This window comes from Streptomyces indicus (assembly GCF_900100315.1).
Taxonomy (GTDB): domain Bacteria; phylum Actinomycetota; class Actinomycetes; order Streptomycetales; family Streptomycetaceae; genus Streptomyces; species Streptomyces indicus.
This window is the reverse complement of record NZ_FNFF01000005.1, coordinates 326,676-340,700: the sequence shown is the minus strand read 5'-3', so window position 1 is coordinate 340,700 and position 14,025 is coordinate 326,676. Positions and strand designations below refer to the sequence as shown.

Genomic DNA, 14,025 nt, shown 5'->3' with positions numbered 1-14,025 from the left:
CAACATGCCGGTGGCCCCGCATCGGGCGGGGCCACCGGCATGTCCACGGCGAAGCGACGGACGCCGCACCAGCGGTGAGGCGCTACAGCAGCAGGGAAAGCAGCAGGACGAACGCGCCGGCCACCACCGAGATGATCGTCTCCATCACCGACCACGTCTTGATCGTCTGTCCGACGCTCATGCCGAAGTACTCCTTCACGAGCCAGAACCCGGCGTCGTTGACATGGCTGAAGAACAGCGAGCCGGCGCCGATCGCGAGGACGAGCAGGGCCGCGTGGGCGGTCGACATGTCGGCCGCGAGCGGGGCCACCAGACCGGCGGCGGACACCGTCGCGACGGTCGCCGAGCCCGTGGCGAGGCGGATCACCACGGCGATCAGCCAGGCGAGCAGCAGCGCGGGGATCGACCAGTCCTCGGAGATGTCCAGGACCATCTGACCCACACCGGAGTCGATGAGCGTCTGCTTGAAGCCGCCGCCCGCGCCGACGATCAGCAGGATGCCGGCGATGGGCGCGAGGGACTTCTCCACGGTCGTCGACAGCCGGCCCTTGCTGAACCCGGCCGCCCGGCCCAGCGTGAACATGCCGACGATCACGGCCGCGAGCAGCGCGATGAGCGGCGAACCGACCACGTCGAAGACACGCTGCACCCCGTTCTCCGGGTCGTCCACGACGATGTCGACCAGCGCCTTGGCCAGCATGAGGACGACGGGCAGCAGCACGGTGGCGATGGTGGCGCCGAAGCCGGGGCGCCGGTCGAGGTCCTCCGAGGGGCGCTGCGGCACCATCTTCTCGGGCACCGGGATGTCCACCCAGCGGGCCGCGAACTTGGAGAAGACCGGGCCGGCGATGATCACGGTCGGGATCGCGACGAGCACGCCGAGCGCCAGCGTGACGCCCAGGTCGGCCCCGACGGCGTCGATCGCGACGAGCGGGCCGGGGTGCGGCGGGATGAGCCCGTGCATCACGGAGAGACCCGCGAGGGCGGGGATGCCGATCCGCATCAGCGAGTAGTTGCCGCGCTTGGCGACCATCAGGACGACCGGGATCAGCAGGACGATGCCGACCTCGAAGAACAGCGGCAGACCGATCACGCTCGCGATGAGCACGATCGCCCAGGGCATGGAGCGCCCGCCGGCCCTGGCGAGGATCGTGTCCACGACCTGGTCGGCGCCCCCGGAGTCGGCGAGCAGTTTGCCGAGGATCGCACCGAGCGCGATGAGCACGCCCACGCCCGCGACCGTGGAGCCGAGCCCCGAAGTGAAGCTGGCGATGGCCTTGTCCAGCGGTGCGCCCGCGAAGGCGCCGAGGGCCAGGGAGCCGATGGTCAGCGCCAGAAAGGCGTGCACCTTGAACTTCGTGATGAGCAGGACGATGACGGCGATGCCCGCGAGGACGGCGATCCCCAGCTGGGCGTGGCCGGCCGAGGTGATCGGCTCGACGGGGTCCGCTGCCAGCATCTCGACGCTGAGTCTGGTCACGGTCACTTCCTTCGTACGTGGGGGCAGGTGGGGTGGGCGTTACTGCGAGGCGAGCTGACTGCGGGGCTCCGCGTCGAGCGCGTGCAGCGAGTGCAGTGCGGCGACGGCCCGGGCGACGATCTCCTCGGGACCGCCCGCCACATCGACGGACACCCCGGTCTCGTCCGGGCCGAGCGGCTGGAGCGTGGCGAACTGCGAGTCGAGGAGAGCGGTGGGCATGAAGTGCCCCTGCCGCCCGGCCATCCGCTCCTCGATGAGGCTGCGCTCACCGGTGAGGTGGACGAACACGAGTCCGGGGGCCGCGGACCGCAGCCGATCCCGGTAGGCGCGCTTGAGCGCGGAGCTGCTGACCACCCCGCCCCGGCCGACCCGGCCGTGCGCCCAGGTGCCGATGGCGTCGAGCCAGGGCCACCGGTCCTCGTCGGTGAGCGGCGTACCGGCCGACATCTTGGCGATGTTCGCCTCGGGGTGGAAGTCGTCGCCCTCGGCGTAGGGAACGCCGAGCTCGGCGGCGAGCAGGGGGCCGATCGTGGTCTTGCCCGTGCCTGCCACGCCCATGACTACGACGACGTGGGGGGTGTTCATGGCTGCGCCTCGCTGTCTTCATCGACATCGGTGCGCACGGCACCGGGCCGTGCGTCACGCCACTGAAACCCATTAGGTCAGACGAATTCAAGAGTCTGTGACTTAAAAGTCAGACTTATTGCGGAAGCGTGTCTCCTCGTAGGCTGACCTCATGACTGAACAGGCCCGGGGGCTGCACGCCCGCGTACTCGAAAGCCTCGGGCCCGCGATCACCGCGGGCGAGTACCCGCCCGGCAGCGTCCTGCGCACGGACGAGCTGTCCCAGGAGTTCGAGGTCTCGCGCTCGGTGATGCGCGAGGCCGTACGGGTCCTTGAGTCCATGCACCTCGTGGAGTCGCGCCGTCGGGTCGGCGTCACCGTGCGGCCCGCCGCCGAGTGGAATGTCTACGATCCGCAGGTCATCCGGTGGCGCCTGGCCGGCGCGGACCGACCGCGCCAGCTGCGCTCCCTCACCGTGCTCCGCTCCGCGGTCGAACCGGCCGCCGCCGCACTCGCCGCACGGCACGCCACCGCCGCACAGTGCGCGGCCCTCACGGAGTGCGCCATCGGCATGGTCGCCACCTCGCGCGGCCAGCAGCTCGAGGGGTATCTGCGGCACGACATCGAGTTCCACCGCATCATCCTGAACGCCTCCGGGAACGAAATGTTCGCCCGCCTCGGCGACGTGGTCGCCGAGGTCCTCACCGGGCGCACCCGCCACCAGGTCATGTTCGAGGACCCGGACCCGGCGGCGGTCACGCTGCACGTCAAGGTCGCCGAAGCCGTACGCGAGGGCGATGCCGTCCGGGCGGAGGAACTGACCCGCGAGATCACCCTCGGCGCCCTGGAGGAACTGGACGTACTGGCGCCGTAACGGCCTCGCGCGGGCCGGATGCCCCGTCCTCAGTGCCGCATCCCCCGCAGCGGATCGGCCCGCGAGAGGATCGCCGTGCTCAGCGCCTCCACCGGTTCGGTGCGGGCGTGCGGGTTGGTGAGGAGCACCTGGTCGATCTCGCCGAGCTGCGGCAGGCCTGCGCTCGGCGGCAGTTCCACGAGGTCGCCCGGGGCGAGGCTGCGGGCGAAGATGGCGATGCCCAGGCCGGCCTTCACCGTCAACGCCCTCACCTATGCCGCACCCATCGGAGCCCTGCTCCTGATCCGCTCCGGTGACCTGCACGGCTCGGACGTGAGCTTCACCTCCGCGCGCCGACTGCGCGACGGGCTGCGCCACACCGCCCGGGAGCGGCACCTGCTGTGGCCGATCCTCCTGGTGGGCGCCTTCGGATTCTTCACCGTCAACCTCCCCGTGACCCTGGCCTCGTACGCGCAATCCGTGCTGCACACCGATGCCGGCGGCTACGGGCTGCTCAGCGCCACGACCGCCGTGGGCGCCCTCGCCGGCGCACTCCTGGCCGCCCAGCGCACCCACAGCACCCACCGCGCGATGTCCGCCACCGCCGCAAGCCTGGCCCTGGCCTACGTCGGGGCAGCCTGCGCGCCGGGCCCGGGCTGGCTGGTCGCCTTCCTGATCCCCGTCGGCGCGCTGACGACCCTCCTGAACACGTCCACCAACACGGCCGTCCAACTGGGCGCCCCCGACGCGCTCCGCGGCCGCGTGATGGGTGTCTACGTCCTGGTGTTCGTCGGCAGCGGAGCCCTCGGCGGCCCCGTACTCGGCGCCGTCAACGAGGCGTTCGGCCCGCGCGCGGGCCTGTGCGCCGCGGGCGTGACGGGCGCACTCGCCGTATGCGCCCTGTGGTTCACCCGCCCCGCACCCGCCCACGCCCCGGCCACGCCCGGCTCAGGCCACCGGGGCGCGACACCCGTCGTAGGTCACCGCCGGGGCGTCCGCGGCCCGAAGACCACGTGACCCTACGCCCGGTAGCCGGCAGGCGCCCCATCGGTCGACAGTGGCTCCCGCAATCCAGGGCGGGAGTTGAGGAGGCGGGTGGACCGGATGCTGCTGTGCCTGAACACGCACAATCCGTCGGCCAATGCCTTGAACCGGAGATGAGTCCGGTCGAGTCGAGACGGTCCACGGTCACCGCTGCGGGCAGATGACCACCACCGCCCACCACGACGGCGGGTCCCGCGTGGGGTGACCCCGTGCAGCGGTGTCAGCCCGAAGTGCGTGAAGGTGCGGCGAAAGCGCAGACGGCTGTGGGCGCGGCGCGGTAACCCTGGAGGACGCAGAGACCCGTCGTCCACCCGTGGAGTCGTCGATGGCCGTTCGCCGTGTCGTGCCCAACCTTCAGACGGACGCCGTGCCGGAAAGCAGGGAGTTCTACCGGCTGCTGGGCTTCGAGGAGGTCATGAACCACGGCTGGATCGTGACGCTCGCCTCCCCGTCCGCTCCCGCAGCGCAGATCAGTGTCATGACCAGCGACAAGACCGGACCGGTCACGCCGGACCTGAGCATCGAGGTGGATGACGTGGATGCGGCGTATGCGGCCATCCGGGCAGGAGGTGCCGAGATCGTGCACCCCTTGCAGGACGAGGAGTGGGGCGTGCGCCGGTTCTTCGTCCGCGACCCAGGCGGTCGCGTGGTCAATGTGCTCGGTCACCGCTGACGTCACGCCGTGCGCGGCGGTGCGAGGCGACCGAAGGCCACCTCGCACCGCCGCCGTACGAGCCGCCTGGCCACCGGGCTGGCCAGGGCCTGGCCGTCGCCGGTGTCAGAGCCCGAACTGCTGCGGATTCACCCCCAGCGCCGCGCACGCCTCGCGCAGCACCTGCTCCTCGGCCGGGGCGATGTACCCGTCCGCACCGGCGACGACGAACCCGGTCTGCACGACCGCCTGGGCCTCCGTCGGCTTCTTCGCCGCCTTGGCGATCTCCTGCATGACCGCGGTCTTGCCCTGCTGGAAGTTGTACGACAGCTGGTCGACGTGCTTGTTGAACCGCTCGCGGAGCTGCTCCGGCGGGAAGTTCTGCAGCACGTCGTTCTGCAGGATGAGCGACTCCACGTGCTGCCGCTCGGCGGGGTCCACCGAACCGTCGGCGGCCGCGACCAGCGCGCACATGGCCATCGTGGCGTCCCGGTAGGCGCCGCTCTTCAACTCCGTCTTGAGCGAGCTGAGCTGGGTCTTGAGCACACCCACCAGCTGGGCCTTCGATCCACCGCCCGACCGTGCGGCCGACCCGCCCTGCCCACCGGAGCTACGCCCTGCGTGCGCCTGCTGAAGCCCCCTGGCCTGATCCTTGAGCCGGTCCCACATTGCCATGCATGCCACCTCGGGTGTCGTTCGTCGATCTGTGCGTATCGCTTGCGCCCTGGAAACGTTCCTGTACGCCCCGAAGTTCCTCGCCGCGCAGGCCCCCATCGACCCATTGTTAATGGGAACCATTTTCATGTAGCGTGAGGGCTGCACGCCCGACCGAGATCAGGAGCCACCCATGGCCGTCCCCAAGCGGAAGATGTCACGCAGCAACACCCGCCACCGCAGGGCTCGTTGGAAGGCGGCGACGGCACAGCTCGTCCCGGTCACTGTGGACGGCGTGCCGCAACTCGTGCCGCAACGCCTGGTGAAGGCGTACGAGCGCGGCCTGCTGCGCACCGGAGGCTGACCGGCGAGGCGTTCGGGAAGGGGCGGCGGGTGCCCGGTTGCTCGTGACGGTGTTGCCGGGGTCCGTGAACGGCCGGCAACTGGTGTGCATCGCACGAGGCTTCGGGCCGCGCGGTGCGGGCCTGAACTCCGGGGCGGGTGGCGGTCGCAGCCACGGCGCCGCCCGCCCCGGTGCGCGACGGCGGAGCCGAAACACCTGACGACGGAGGCGGCCATGGCAGGTCACGGCGTACAACTCGGCGCGGTCCAGGAGACTCTGCTCATCCCGCTCTACGGGCGCGCGGTGGAGAACCGCAAAGCCGAACCGGCCCTTCGCGATCCGCGCGCCGAGGAGATCGTCTCGGCCATCGACTACGACTTCGACCGCTTCGCCGAACTGCCCAGCCTGCTCGGCACGGTGCTGCGCACCTCGCTCTTCGACCGATGGGCGCGCGACTTCCTGACGGCCCACCCCGACGGCACCGTCGTGGAGATCGGCACCGGCCTCAACACCCGCTACGAGCGCGTCGACAACGGCCGGGCCCACTGGTTCGAACTGGACCTGCCCGACGTCATCGCCCTGCGCCGCAGGTTCTTCACCGACACCCCGCGACGCCGCATGATCGCGGCCTCCGTCACCGACGGCGGCTGGGCCGACGTCGTCAGAGAACGGGCCGCGGGCCCGTATCTCTTCAGTGCTGAAGCGGTGCTGCCGTTCCTCGGCGAACCGGAGGTCCGCGCCGTCGTCGATCTCATCGCCGACCGCTTCCCCGGCTCTCTTCTCGCCCTCGACACGGCGGGCCCCGGCATCATCACCACCCAGGACCGGCACGACGCCCTCAGCAAGGTCGAGGCCCGGATGTGCTGGTCCTGCGCGGACCCCGCCGGTCTCGCCAGGTGGCGCCCCGGTGCGCAGCTGCGCGCCACGCACACCCTCACCAGCCTGCCGCAGGAGATGTACGAAGCCCTGCCCGCCGCCTACCGGGAGATGCTCACCGGTCTGGCCGCCCAGCGCCTCGCTCAGGTCGAGGAGTACCGGCTCAACCTGCTCCGACTGCCCTGACCTCAGCCGGCTCCGCGGTGGTGTCGTCGGGCAGGCCGAGCCGCAGGTGCTCGATGTGGAAGAGGGCCTGTTCGAGCAGCGCGGCCACGTGGTTGTCGTGCAGCGCGTAGATCACCGAGCGGCCTCGGCGCTCACCGGTGACGAGGCCCAGATTGCGCAGCAGGCGCAGTTGGTGGGAGCAGGCCGACTGCTCCATGCCCACGGCGTCCGCCAGTTCCGTCGCCGCGCACGGGCCCTCCTGGAGGCGGGCCAGAATGCGCAGCCGCGAGGGTGTGGCCAGGGCCTGGAGGGTGGCGGCCACGTCTTCGGCACCGACGGCGTCGAGGCGCTCGCGTGCGGTGGCAGTGGTGGTGGCGTCAGCTCCGTGGCCCATGGGCAGCAGTCTATGGGTCCTCATTCATGAATACCTCTTCATCTATTCCTGTATGGTGGGCCCTGGCCCCGGGCGCCTCCGCGTGCCGCGCCGGGGTGTGCCCTCCTGTGTGCCTCCGGGCGTACTCCTGTGCCGCTTCCGCGCGTCCGTCCTGAAGGAACGTCACCTGATGACCTCCACCCTGACTTCGTCGTCGGCCACCCCCTCACCGCCCGGCAAGTCCGCGTCCCCGGAGGGCGGGCACGGTCCGGACCACCGGCGCACCCGCGTCCTCGCGCTGCCCGAAGTGCGCTGGGCCGCGGCTGCCACCGCCTTCTTCCTGCTCGCGCTGCCCCTGCACCTCGCCGGTCTCCCCGCCTGGCTCTGGGGTCCGCTCTACGCGCTCGTGTACGCCACCGGCGGGTGGGAACCGGCCTGGGAAGGTCTCAAGGCCCTCCGTGAGAAGAGCCTCGACGTCGACCTGCTGATGATCGTCGCCGCGCTCGGAGCGGCCTCGATCGGCCAGGCCATGGACGGTGCCCTGCTGATCGTCATCTTCGCGAACTCGGGCGCCCTCGAGGCGCTGGCCACCGCGCGGACGGCCGACTCGGTCCGCGGCCTGCTCGACCTCGCGCCCGCCACCGCCGTACGTCTGCTCCCGGACGGCGGCGAACAGGTGCTGTCCGTGGCCGAGTTGACGGTCGGTGACACGGTGCTCGTCCGGCCCGGCGACCGCGTCGGCGCCGACGGCACGGTGCTCGACGGGGCGAGCGACGTGGACCAGGCGGCCATCACCGGCGAACCCCTGCCGGTGGCCAAGACCCCCGGCGACGAGGTGTTCGCGGGCACCGTCAACGGCGCCGGCGCCCTGCGCGTCCGCGTACAGCGCGACGCCTCGGACTCCGTGATCGCCCGCATCGTACGGATGGTTCAGGAGGCATCCGAGACCAAGGCTCCCACCCAGCTGTTCATCGAAAAGGTGGAGCAGCGCTACTCGCTCGGCATGGTGGCCGCCACGCTCGCCGTCTTCCTGATCCCGTTCGTGGTCGGCGAGCCGCTGTCGGAAGCGCTGCTGCGCGCCATGACGTTCATGATCGTGGCCTCGCCGTGCGCGGTGGTGCTCGCGACGATGCCGCCGCTGCTCGCCGCGATCGCCAACGCCGGGCGCCACGGCGTACTGGTGAAATCGGCCGTGGTGATGGAGCGCCTCGCGCAGGTCGACGCGATCGCCCTCGACAAGACCGGCACGCTCACCGAAGGCACCCCTCAGGTCACCGATGTCCGCCCGCTCGCGGAATCCGGCCTGGACGAGGAGGAGTTGCTGGCGACGGCGGCCGCGGCCGAGCACCCCAGCGAGCACCCGCTGGCGCGCGCGATCGTCGCGGCGGCACGCGAACGCGGGCTCGAGCTGCGCACGGCCGAGCACTTCGCCTCGGTGCCGGGAGTCGGCGTCACGGCGACGGTCGCCGGCAGGGGCGTCTCGGTGGGCGCCCCGGCAGGGCTCCCCGAGGAGGCACCCGTACGGGAACCGGAGGAGGGAATGCTCGTACGGGAGTTGGCGGGCGGCGGCCGCACCGTCGTCGTGGTGCGCATCGACGGCGTGCCGGTCGGCGCCCTGGGTCTCGCCGACCGGCTCCGGCCGGGCGCCGCGGCCACGGTCGCCTCCCTGACGCAGCTCACCGGCACCGCGCCCACGCTCCTGACCGGGGACAACCCCCGCGCGGCGGCCCGGCTCGCGGCCGAGGCCGGCATCCAGGACGTACGAGCCGGGCTGCTGCCCGAGCACAAGGTGGAGGCCGTACGGGAGTGGGAGGGAGCCGGGCGCAAGGTCCTGGTCGTCGGAGACGGGGTCAACGACGCACCGGCCCTCGCCGCCGCGCACATCGGCGTCGCCATGGGCCGGTCCGGCTCGGACCTCGCGTTGGAGACCGCCGACGCGGTGATCGTCCGTGACGAACTCGCCACGGTCCCGGCCGTGTTGGCCCTCGCCCGCCGCGCCCGCAGGATCGTCGTCCAGAACCTCGTGATCGCCGGGGTGTTCATCGCCGGCCTGGTGATCTGGGACCTGGCGGGCGAGCTGCCCCTGCCCCTGGGCGTCGCGGGCCACGAGGGCTCCACGGTCCTCGTCGGCCTGAACGGGCTGCGATTGCTGCGGGAGCGGGCTTGGCGACGGGCCGTCGGATCCGCCGCGCAGGTTTCCTGAGGGCCGCCGACTCGGCACGCCAGGGCACGCGGCGCCCCGGACCGTAGGAACTCCTGGCGGAGGTCGCGCTCCTGTCAGCTGCCGGGCAGGTCGAGATCCTTGCGCGCCTGCTCGAACGCGTCGGCCCACACGAACAGCCGCTGTGACGGCGGCACCTCGTGGTAGTTGTAGAGGCCGACGACGCTCAGGTCGCGCAGGTCGACACAGATCCGCCGGTACGCCTCGTCGACCGTCCGCTTCGGGTCGTCGAGCCGCTCGGCGCCCAGCTTGACGCAGGCACGGAACTCGTACGCGAGCAGCAGGTCGGCACCGAACTCGGCCCACATGCCCCGTCGTTCGGTCCACGCCCGGTCGGCCTCGGCGAGCAGCAGGTTCAGGTCCGCGTTGTGGGGGAGCGAGGGGTGGACGAGGAACAGGGCTCCCCAGCCGGAGGCGACCATGTCCAGGTTGAACGTACGGCGGTCGGGGTGGTCCCTGGGTGGCAGCGGATCCGCCGAGTCCCCCGCGAACCACGGCGCCGTATAGGCGAGGAGCCGGCCGTAGCGGTCGATGATCTCGCCGGTCGGGATGACCGCCGTTCTGCGCCGGGCGCCGGACGGGCGGGTGAGACGCCGGTCGAGGAGGACGTCGAACACGGCACTGGCCCGGTTCCCCGCGGCGATGTGCCGCTCGGCGGCGTCGGGGGTCAGCCGCTCGGCCAGGTACGCGCGCAAGGCGCCGGGCAGGAACGCGTCGAAGGTCCCGTCGGTCAGTCGGGCCAGACAACGGTCCAGCTTCACCTGGGCAGTGGCGGGCAATCCGGCGTAGTGGGCCTTCTCGGGAGTGTCCACCGACACCATGCGCACCGGCTGCTCGATGACGGGCGTGTCCCCGTCGGAGGTCCGCAGCAGCCGCTGGGCGGCGGGCGGCCGCGTCACTCGGGGAAAGTCGAACTCGATCATTCTCTGGCCTCCCGCTCAGGGCGCCGCACGGTGCCATGGGAAGCGAACACCCGGAGCGACCTCGACGCAATGGCGCTGCTCGACCCCGTGTGATCCGATGCCCTGTCCCTGTCCCTGTCCCTGTCCCTGTCCCTGTCGAGCGGCGTCGACCACCACCGGCCCCCGGATGCTCGCGCCGCTCCACCGCGTCGTGGCGGCCCCGGGACGCGGTCCAGGCGATGACGCGGGCGGCGGGGCTACGCCGGCCAGGATCCGTACACGCTCACGGACTTCGGCGGACTCGGCCATGTACGGAGCGTGCTCAGTCCCGGGGGCTGCCGGAAGGCCCGCCGTCCGCACGGCGGCCCTCGCCCCGGCGGCGGAAGTCGGGCAGGTCGAGCGCCTTCGCCGCAAGTGGGTGCCCCTGGTCGCGGCAGTGCTCCAGGACGAACCGCCACAGCTCGTCACGGAGCATGTGGGCACCGGCGGTGTCGCCCTCGGCGACGGCGGCCCGGATCAGATCCGTCCGGCGGGACACCTCCGCCTCGACCTCTTCCAGCGTCACGTCCCGGCCTCCTTCGCCTGCCGCGAGGCCCGCCCGGTGGACCGGGCGGCACTCCCGGCCATGGAACCGGCCCGCAGGCGGCACCGCGAGGGGCACTGCTCCCACCGGGGGTGCCGCTGCACCGTTCGGGCCCCCCGGAGTGCGCCGGCGCGGCGGCGACGTCACGTTGTGGGGCAGGACGACGGCATACGACGAGAGCGGGTGACGGCATGCAGATCAAGTGCACCAACGCGAGCACCGGACAGGGTGTGACGGTGGGTTCGGCGGAGGAGTTCCGGGGCGTGGTCTACGGCATCGCCCTGACCCGCGGCGAGTCGGGCGACGCTGCGGACAGGATGTGCGACTCCATTCTGGGCGCCGTCCGCGACAGCGCCACGGTGTACAACTACCAGGGCTGGACGTTCGAAACGCGTTGACGGCGCAGGCGCCCGGTGGCGGCCGTCAGCGCAGGCGCCTGGCCGCGGCGTGGAGTTCGTCGAGTGCGGCAAGGGCGAGAGGTGCCAGCTCGCCCGGGTTCTCGTCGCGACTGGGGTCGGTCCACCGGCTGAAGCCGAGATGGAAGGCCAGGACGCCGAGTTCGGCCGCCACCTGTGCCGTGGCCAGGGAGGTACCGCGTCGGGTCAGCGCCTCGGTGATGGCCGCGGCCAGGCCGGCCCTCTTGGCGGTGCTGCGCCGGCGCAGTTCGTCGTTCGCCTCGATCGCGGCGTGCATCAACGGGCCGACCTCGCGGTTGAAGGCGGTCATCCCGGCCGAGGCGTGCTCCAGGCCGGCGGCCAGAGCCGTCATCGGTGTGGCGTCCGCCGGGGCCGCCGCGATGCCTTCGCTCAGCAGGCGGCTCAGCGTTTCCTGCCCCGCGGTGAGGACATCCCGCTTGTCCCCGAAGTGCCGGTGGAAGGTGCTGCGGGTGAGTCCGGCACGCTCGGCCACCTCGCTGACCGTCGTCGCGTCGTAGCCCTTCTCGGCGAACAGCTGAAGCGCCGCCATGACCAGGCGCTGGCGGGTGTCCGGCTTCCATCTGGGCATACGCCGATCCTACGCGATGCGACAGATGTCGCATCGCGAGGTATGGTGATGAGACACCTGTCGCATCACTGGAGTGTCTCCCATGCGCGTATTCGTCACCGGCGGCACGGGCCTCATCGGTTCCGCAGTCGTCTCCGAGCTTCTCTCCGCAGGTCACACCGTCACTGCCCTCGCCCGTTCCGAGGTCTCCGCTGCACGTGCGAAAGCCGCGGGTGCGGACGTGCTCCGCGGCGGCCTCGCCGATCTGGACGTCCTGCGCTCCGGCGCCGAGCAGGCGGACGGTGTGATCCACCTGGCGTTCAGCAACGACTTCAGCTCGCCCGAGGCGCTCGCCCACGGTGTTGCCGAGGAGGCCGACGCGCTCGCGACGCTGGGGGAGGTGCTCACCGGTACCGACCGGCCGCTGGTCACTGTCGCCGGTACGCCCGTGGCGGCCGGCCGACCCGCCACGGAGGACGACCCGCTGTCCGCGGAGGGGCCCGTCGCGGGACGGAGCGAGTCGGTCAACCGTGCCCTGGCGCTGGCTTCGCAAGGGGTGCGCAGCTCGGCTGTGCGGCTGCCGCGCACGGTTCACAACCAGGGCGACGGCGGGTTCGCCGGCATGCTGACCGGCATCGCCCGCCGTGCGGGTGTCGCCGGCTACCCGGGCGACGGCGCCCAGCGCTGGCCCGCGGTCCACGCCCTCGACGCGGCGGTCCTGTTCCGCCTTGCCCTGGAGAAGGCGCCCGCGGGAACGTCCTGGCATGCGGTGGCCGACGAAGGCGATGCCGTCGCCGACATCGCCGCCGTCATCGGACGCCGGCTCGGTCTGCCCGTCGCCTCGGTCCCGCAGGAGAACTTCGGCCCTCTCGGTCCCATCTTCGCCACGGACCAGCCTGCCTCCAGCGCGCACACCCGCAGTGCCCTTGGCTGGCAGCCGTCCCGGCCGCCGCTGCTCAGCGACCTGGAGAACCTGCGCGCGTGACCGCTTTCACCGGGCGGCAGATCAGGCGGCGGTGGCGTCGCAGCGGAAGTGGCACTGGATGACGGTGCCCTGCTCGGGCGTGGTGTGCACGCGGACGAGGTCGGCGACCACGTTCACCAACAGCAGTCCGCGGCCGCCCACTTGACCCCGGGGCGGCGGGCGCCGGCCGGCCAGCGGGTCGTCCAGGTGCCCGGCGTCACGGACCTCGCAGACGATGTACCGGTCCTGCGACCACATTCGCAGGGTCCCCGACCCGCCCGCGTGCTTCACGCTGTTCGTGGTCAACTCGGCCACGGCCAGCGCCAGATCGTCCATCCGGTCCGCGGGCAGACCGAGGTCGTGCGCCCGTCGCAGCGCCTGGTGCCGGATCTCGGCCAGCATCCCCGCGCCGTACGTCGTCTCCCACGCCTCGGGGAGCGCGGTCAGGGGCTGGTTGTAGCGGGCGACGATCTCGTCCGGCGCGTAGGCGTGGCTGGTCTCCTCCGTACCGGATGCGATGACGGTGGGATGGGTCGCGTAGGCGTCCGTCAGCACGGACTCCTCCAGCCGCGTGGTGTCGTACGGGCAGAGGATGGTCGCCTCGCGCCCCTGGAACGCCAGGTTGATGAGGGCCTCGTGCTGCACGCAGGCGGGGTACTCCGTCTCGGAGCGGCCGGCCCAGATCGGCTCACCGATGATGCGGACCCTCTGCGCGGGGTGCGCGTCGGCGAAGGCGCGCAGGACGCGGGGAATGATGCGGCCGGGGTTGCGCCCCTCCTGGGTCATGTCGAGCAGGCGTATGTGCCGTGCCAGGTCGCCCAGTTCGTCCCGGATCAGGTCCAGATTGGCCGGGGGAACGGCCACCGCCACCGGCTCGCCCGCGTCCAGGCCGGCGCGCACGAAGGGCACGGTGCCGGCCACGTACTCCTGCTCGTCCCGGTAGAACAGGGCCGGATGGTCGAAGGGTTCGGTGTACGCGCTCACCGTCATGAGGCGGCCACCTCGATCGTCACCAGCTCGGGCCAGAACAGCTCCAGCATGCGGCTCATGGTCCGGGGCGGGCGGTGCAGAACGATGCGCTGCCCGTCGTCCAGCCGCTGCGCGGTCACCGCCAGAGCAGTCACGCCGGCGACGTCCGTGAACGTGACCGCGGCCACGTCCAGGTGGTACGGGTGCAGCGGCTCGGCGACCAGCCGTTCGAGCGCCCGCTCCCAGACGGGAAACGTGGGCAGGCAGATCTCGCCGCTCACCTTCAGGCCGGCTCGGTCCGGCAGGGAACAGAAGCTCAACTCACCCACCCCTCCGGCCGGCTCACCTGTCGGCGGGCACCCACCCCGTGGGTCGCTCACATCGCCTCCGGCTTTCCT

At 71.8% G+C, this 14,025-nt stretch carries 17 protein-coding genes; 8 read left to right on the top strand and 9 right to left on the bottom strand.

The features are described 5' to 3' along the window. Positions 1 to 82 precede the first annotated feature (82 nt). Positions 83 to 1,480, bottom strand: coding sequence for a GntT/GntP/DsdX family permease (locus BLT97_RS16150; RefSeq protein ID WP_093610918.1), 1,398 nt, complete (start codon positions 1,478 to 1,480; stop codon positions 83 to 85). Between the two features lie 39 nt (positions 1,481 to 1,519). After that, positions 1,520 to 2,065, bottom strand: coding sequence for a gluconokinase (locus tag BLT97_RS16145; protein ID WP_093610628.1), 546 nt, complete (start codon positions 2,063 to 2,065; stop codon positions 1,520 to 1,522). A gap of 151 nt (positions 2,066 to 2,216) precedes the next feature. On the opposite strand from BLT97_RS16145, the gene BLT97_RS16140 reads away from it, so the two are divergent. The 3 genes from BLT97_RS16140 (at position 2,217) to BLT97_RS16130 (ending at position 4,614) form a co-directional block, all read left to right on the top strand. After that, the gene (locus BLT97_RS16140) at positions 2,217 to 2,918 is read left to right on the top strand and encodes a FadR/GntR family transcriptional regulator (RefSeq protein ID WP_093610626.1); all 702 of its coding nucleotides are present in this window, start codon (positions 2,217 to 2,219) and stop codon (positions 2,916 to 2,918) included. Between the two features lie 135 nt (positions 2,919 to 3,053). After that, complete coding sequence (locus tag BLT97_RS16135) at positions 3,054 to 3,914, top strand: MFS transporter (protein WP_245769375.1); 861 nt, start codon at positions 3,054 to 3,056, stop codon at positions 3,912 to 3,914. 352 nt (positions 3,915 to 4,266) lie between these two features. Then, entirely contained in the window at positions 4,267 to 4,614 is a 348-nt protein-coding gene (locus BLT97_RS16130) for a VOC family protein (protein ID WP_093610622.1), read from the top strand. Between the two features lie 105 nt (positions 4,615 to 4,719). On the opposite strand, the gene BLT97_RS16125 is transcribed toward BLT97_RS16130, so the two are convergent. Continuing rightward, positions 4,720 to 5,268, bottom strand: coding sequence for a tellurite resistance TerB family protein (locus BLT97_RS16125; protein ID WP_093610620.1), 549 nt, complete (start codon positions 5,266 to 5,268; stop codon positions 4,720 to 4,722). A gap of 172 nt (positions 5,269 to 5,440) precedes the next feature. On the opposite strand from BLT97_RS16125, the gene rpmF reads away from it, so the two are divergent. Both rpmF and BLT97_RS16115 read left to right on the top strand, forming a co-directional pair. After that, entirely contained in the window at positions 5,441 to 5,611 is a 171-nt protein-coding gene (gene rpmF, locus BLT97_RS16120; RefSeq protein ID WP_093610618.1) for a 50S ribosomal protein L32, read from the top strand. Between the two features lie 213 nt (positions 5,612 to 5,824). Further along, complete coding sequence (locus tag BLT97_RS16115) at positions 5,825 to 6,652, top strand: class I SAM-dependent methyltransferase (protein ID WP_093610616.1); 828 nt, start codon at positions 5,825 to 5,827, stop codon at positions 6,650 to 6,652. Here the strand turns inward: BLT97_RS16115 and BLT97_RS16110 are convergent. Continuing rightward, the gene (locus BLT97_RS16110; protein WP_093610614.1) at positions 6,630 to 7,025 is read right to left on the bottom strand and encodes an ArsR/SmtB family transcription factor; all 396 of its coding nucleotides are present in this window, start codon (positions 7,023 to 7,025) and stop codon (positions 6,630 to 6,632) included. The two genes, BLT97_RS16115 and BLT97_RS16110, sit on opposite strands and share 23 nt — an antisense overlap. 169 nt (positions 7,026 to 7,194) lie before the next feature. On the opposite strand from BLT97_RS16110, the gene BLT97_RS16105 reads away from it, so the two are divergent. Continuing rightward, positions 7,195 to 9,207, top strand: a complete 2,013-nt coding sequence (locus BLT97_RS16105) for a heavy metal translocating P-type ATPase (protein ID WP_093610612.1) — start codon at positions 7,195 to 7,197, stop codon at positions 9,205 to 9,207. Positions 9,208 to 9,281: 74 nt separating this feature from the next. Here BLT97_RS16105 and BLT97_RS16100 read toward each other — a convergent pair whose 3' ends face one another. Next, complete coding sequence (locus BLT97_RS16100) at positions 9,282 to 10,148, bottom strand: hypothetical protein (protein WP_093610610.1); 867 nt, start codon at positions 10,146 to 10,148, stop codon at positions 9,282 to 9,284. Between the two features lie 301 nt (positions 10,149 to 10,449). After that, positions 10,450 to 10,692 carry a hypothetical protein gene (locus BLT97_RS16095; protein WP_093610608.1) on the bottom strand — a complete coding sequence of 81 codons (243 nt, stop codon included), beginning with the start codon at positions 10,690 to 10,692 and terminating at the stop codon, positions 10,450 to 10,452. 209 nt (positions 10,693 to 10,901) lie between these two features. Here BLT97_RS16095 and BLT97_RS16090 point away from each other — a divergent pair, with 209 nt between their 5' ends. Next, on the top strand, positions 10,902 to 11,108 hold the full coding sequence (locus BLT97_RS16090; protein ID WP_093610606.1) for a hypothetical protein: 207 nt from the start codon (positions 10,902 to 10,904) through the stop codon (positions 11,106 to 11,108). Positions 11,109 to 11,133: 25 nt separating this feature from the next. Here BLT97_RS16090 and BLT97_RS16085 read toward each other — a convergent pair whose 3' ends face one another. Further along, positions 11,134 to 11,715, bottom strand: coding sequence for a TetR/AcrR family transcriptional regulator (locus BLT97_RS16085; protein WP_093610604.1), 582 nt, complete (start codon positions 11,713 to 11,715; stop codon positions 11,134 to 11,136). An 82-nt stretch (positions 11,716 to 11,797) separates the two neighbouring features. Between BLT97_RS16085 and BLT97_RS16080 the strand changes: the two genes are divergently transcribed. Next, positions 11,798 to 12,679: an SDR family oxidoreductase gene (locus BLT97_RS16080; protein WP_093610602.1), complete on the top strand. Its 882-nt coding sequence runs from the start codon at positions 11,798 to 11,800 to the stop codon at positions 12,677 to 12,679. Between the two features lie 21 nt (positions 12,680 to 12,700). Here the strand turns inward: BLT97_RS16080 and BLT97_RS16075 are convergent, their stop codons facing one another. Beyond that, complete coding sequence (locus tag BLT97_RS16075) at positions 12,701 to 13,648, bottom strand: sensor histidine kinase (protein ID WP_093610600.1); 948 nt, start codon at positions 13,646 to 13,648, stop codon at positions 12,701 to 12,703. After that, a complete protein-coding gene (locus BLT97_RS16070; protein WP_425442716.1) occupies positions 13,645 to 13,956 on the bottom strand; it encodes an STAS domain-containing protein in 312 nt (103 codons plus the stop codon). The genes BLT97_RS16075 and BLT97_RS16070 overlap by 4 nt, the downstream gene beginning before the upstream one ends. Positions 13,957 to 14,025 lie beyond the last annotated feature (69 nt).

Excerpts from the sequence above, each read along its gene's own strand:
- BLT97_RS16130 (WP_093610622.1), top strand. The coding sequence starts at position 4,267 with ATGGCCGTTCGCCGTGTCGTGCCCAACCTTCAGACGGACGCCGTGCCG.
- BLT97_RS16085 (WP_093610604.1), bottom strand. The coding sequence starts at position 11,715 with ATGCCCAGATGGAAGCCGGACACCCGCCAGCGCCTGGTCATGGCGGCG.
- BLT97_RS16100 (WP_093610610.1), bottom strand. The coding sequence starts at position 10,148 with ATGATCGAGTTCGACTTTCCCCGAGTGACGCGGCCGCCCGCCGCCCAG.
- BLT97_RS16125 (WP_093610620.1), bottom strand. The coding sequence starts at position 5,268 with ATGGCAATGTGGGACCGGCTCAAGGATCAGGCCAGGGGGCTTCAGCAG.
- BLT97_RS16080 (WP_093610602.1), top strand. The coding sequence starts at position 11,798 with ATGCGCGTATTCGTCACCGGCGGCACGGGCCTCATCGGTTCCGCAGTC.
- BLT97_RS16105 (WP_093610612.1), top strand. The coding sequence starts at position 7,195 with ATGACCTCCACCCTGACTTCGTCGTCGGCCACCCCCTCACCGCCCGGC.
- BLT97_RS16140 (WP_093610626.1), top strand. The coding sequence starts at position 2,217 with ATGACTGAACAGGCCCGGGGGCTGCACGCCCGCGTACTCGAAAGCCTC.
- BLT97_RS16075 (WP_093610600.1), bottom strand. The coding sequence starts at position 13,648 with ATGACGGTGAGCGCGTACACCGAACCCTTCGACCATCCGGCCCTGTTC.
- rpmF (WP_093610618.1), top strand. The coding sequence starts at position 5,441 with ATGGCCGTCCCCAAGCGGAAGATGTCACGCAGCAACACCCGCCACCGC.
- BLT97_RS16090 (WP_093610606.1), top strand. The coding sequence starts at position 10,902 with ATGCAGATCAAGTGCACCAACGCGAGCACCGGACAGGGTGTGACGGTG.
- BLT97_RS16110 (WP_093610614.1), bottom strand. The coding sequence starts at position 7,025 with ATGGGCCACGGAGCTGACGCCACCACCACTGCCACCGCACGCGAGCGC.
- BLT97_RS16145 (WP_093610628.1), bottom strand. The coding sequence starts at position 2,065 with ATGAACACCCCCCACGTCGTCGTAGTCATGGGCGTGGCAGGCACGGGC.
- BLT97_RS16115 (WP_093610616.1), top strand. The coding sequence starts at position 5,825 with ATGGCAGGTCACGGCGTACAACTCGGCGCGGTCCAGGAGACTCTGCTC.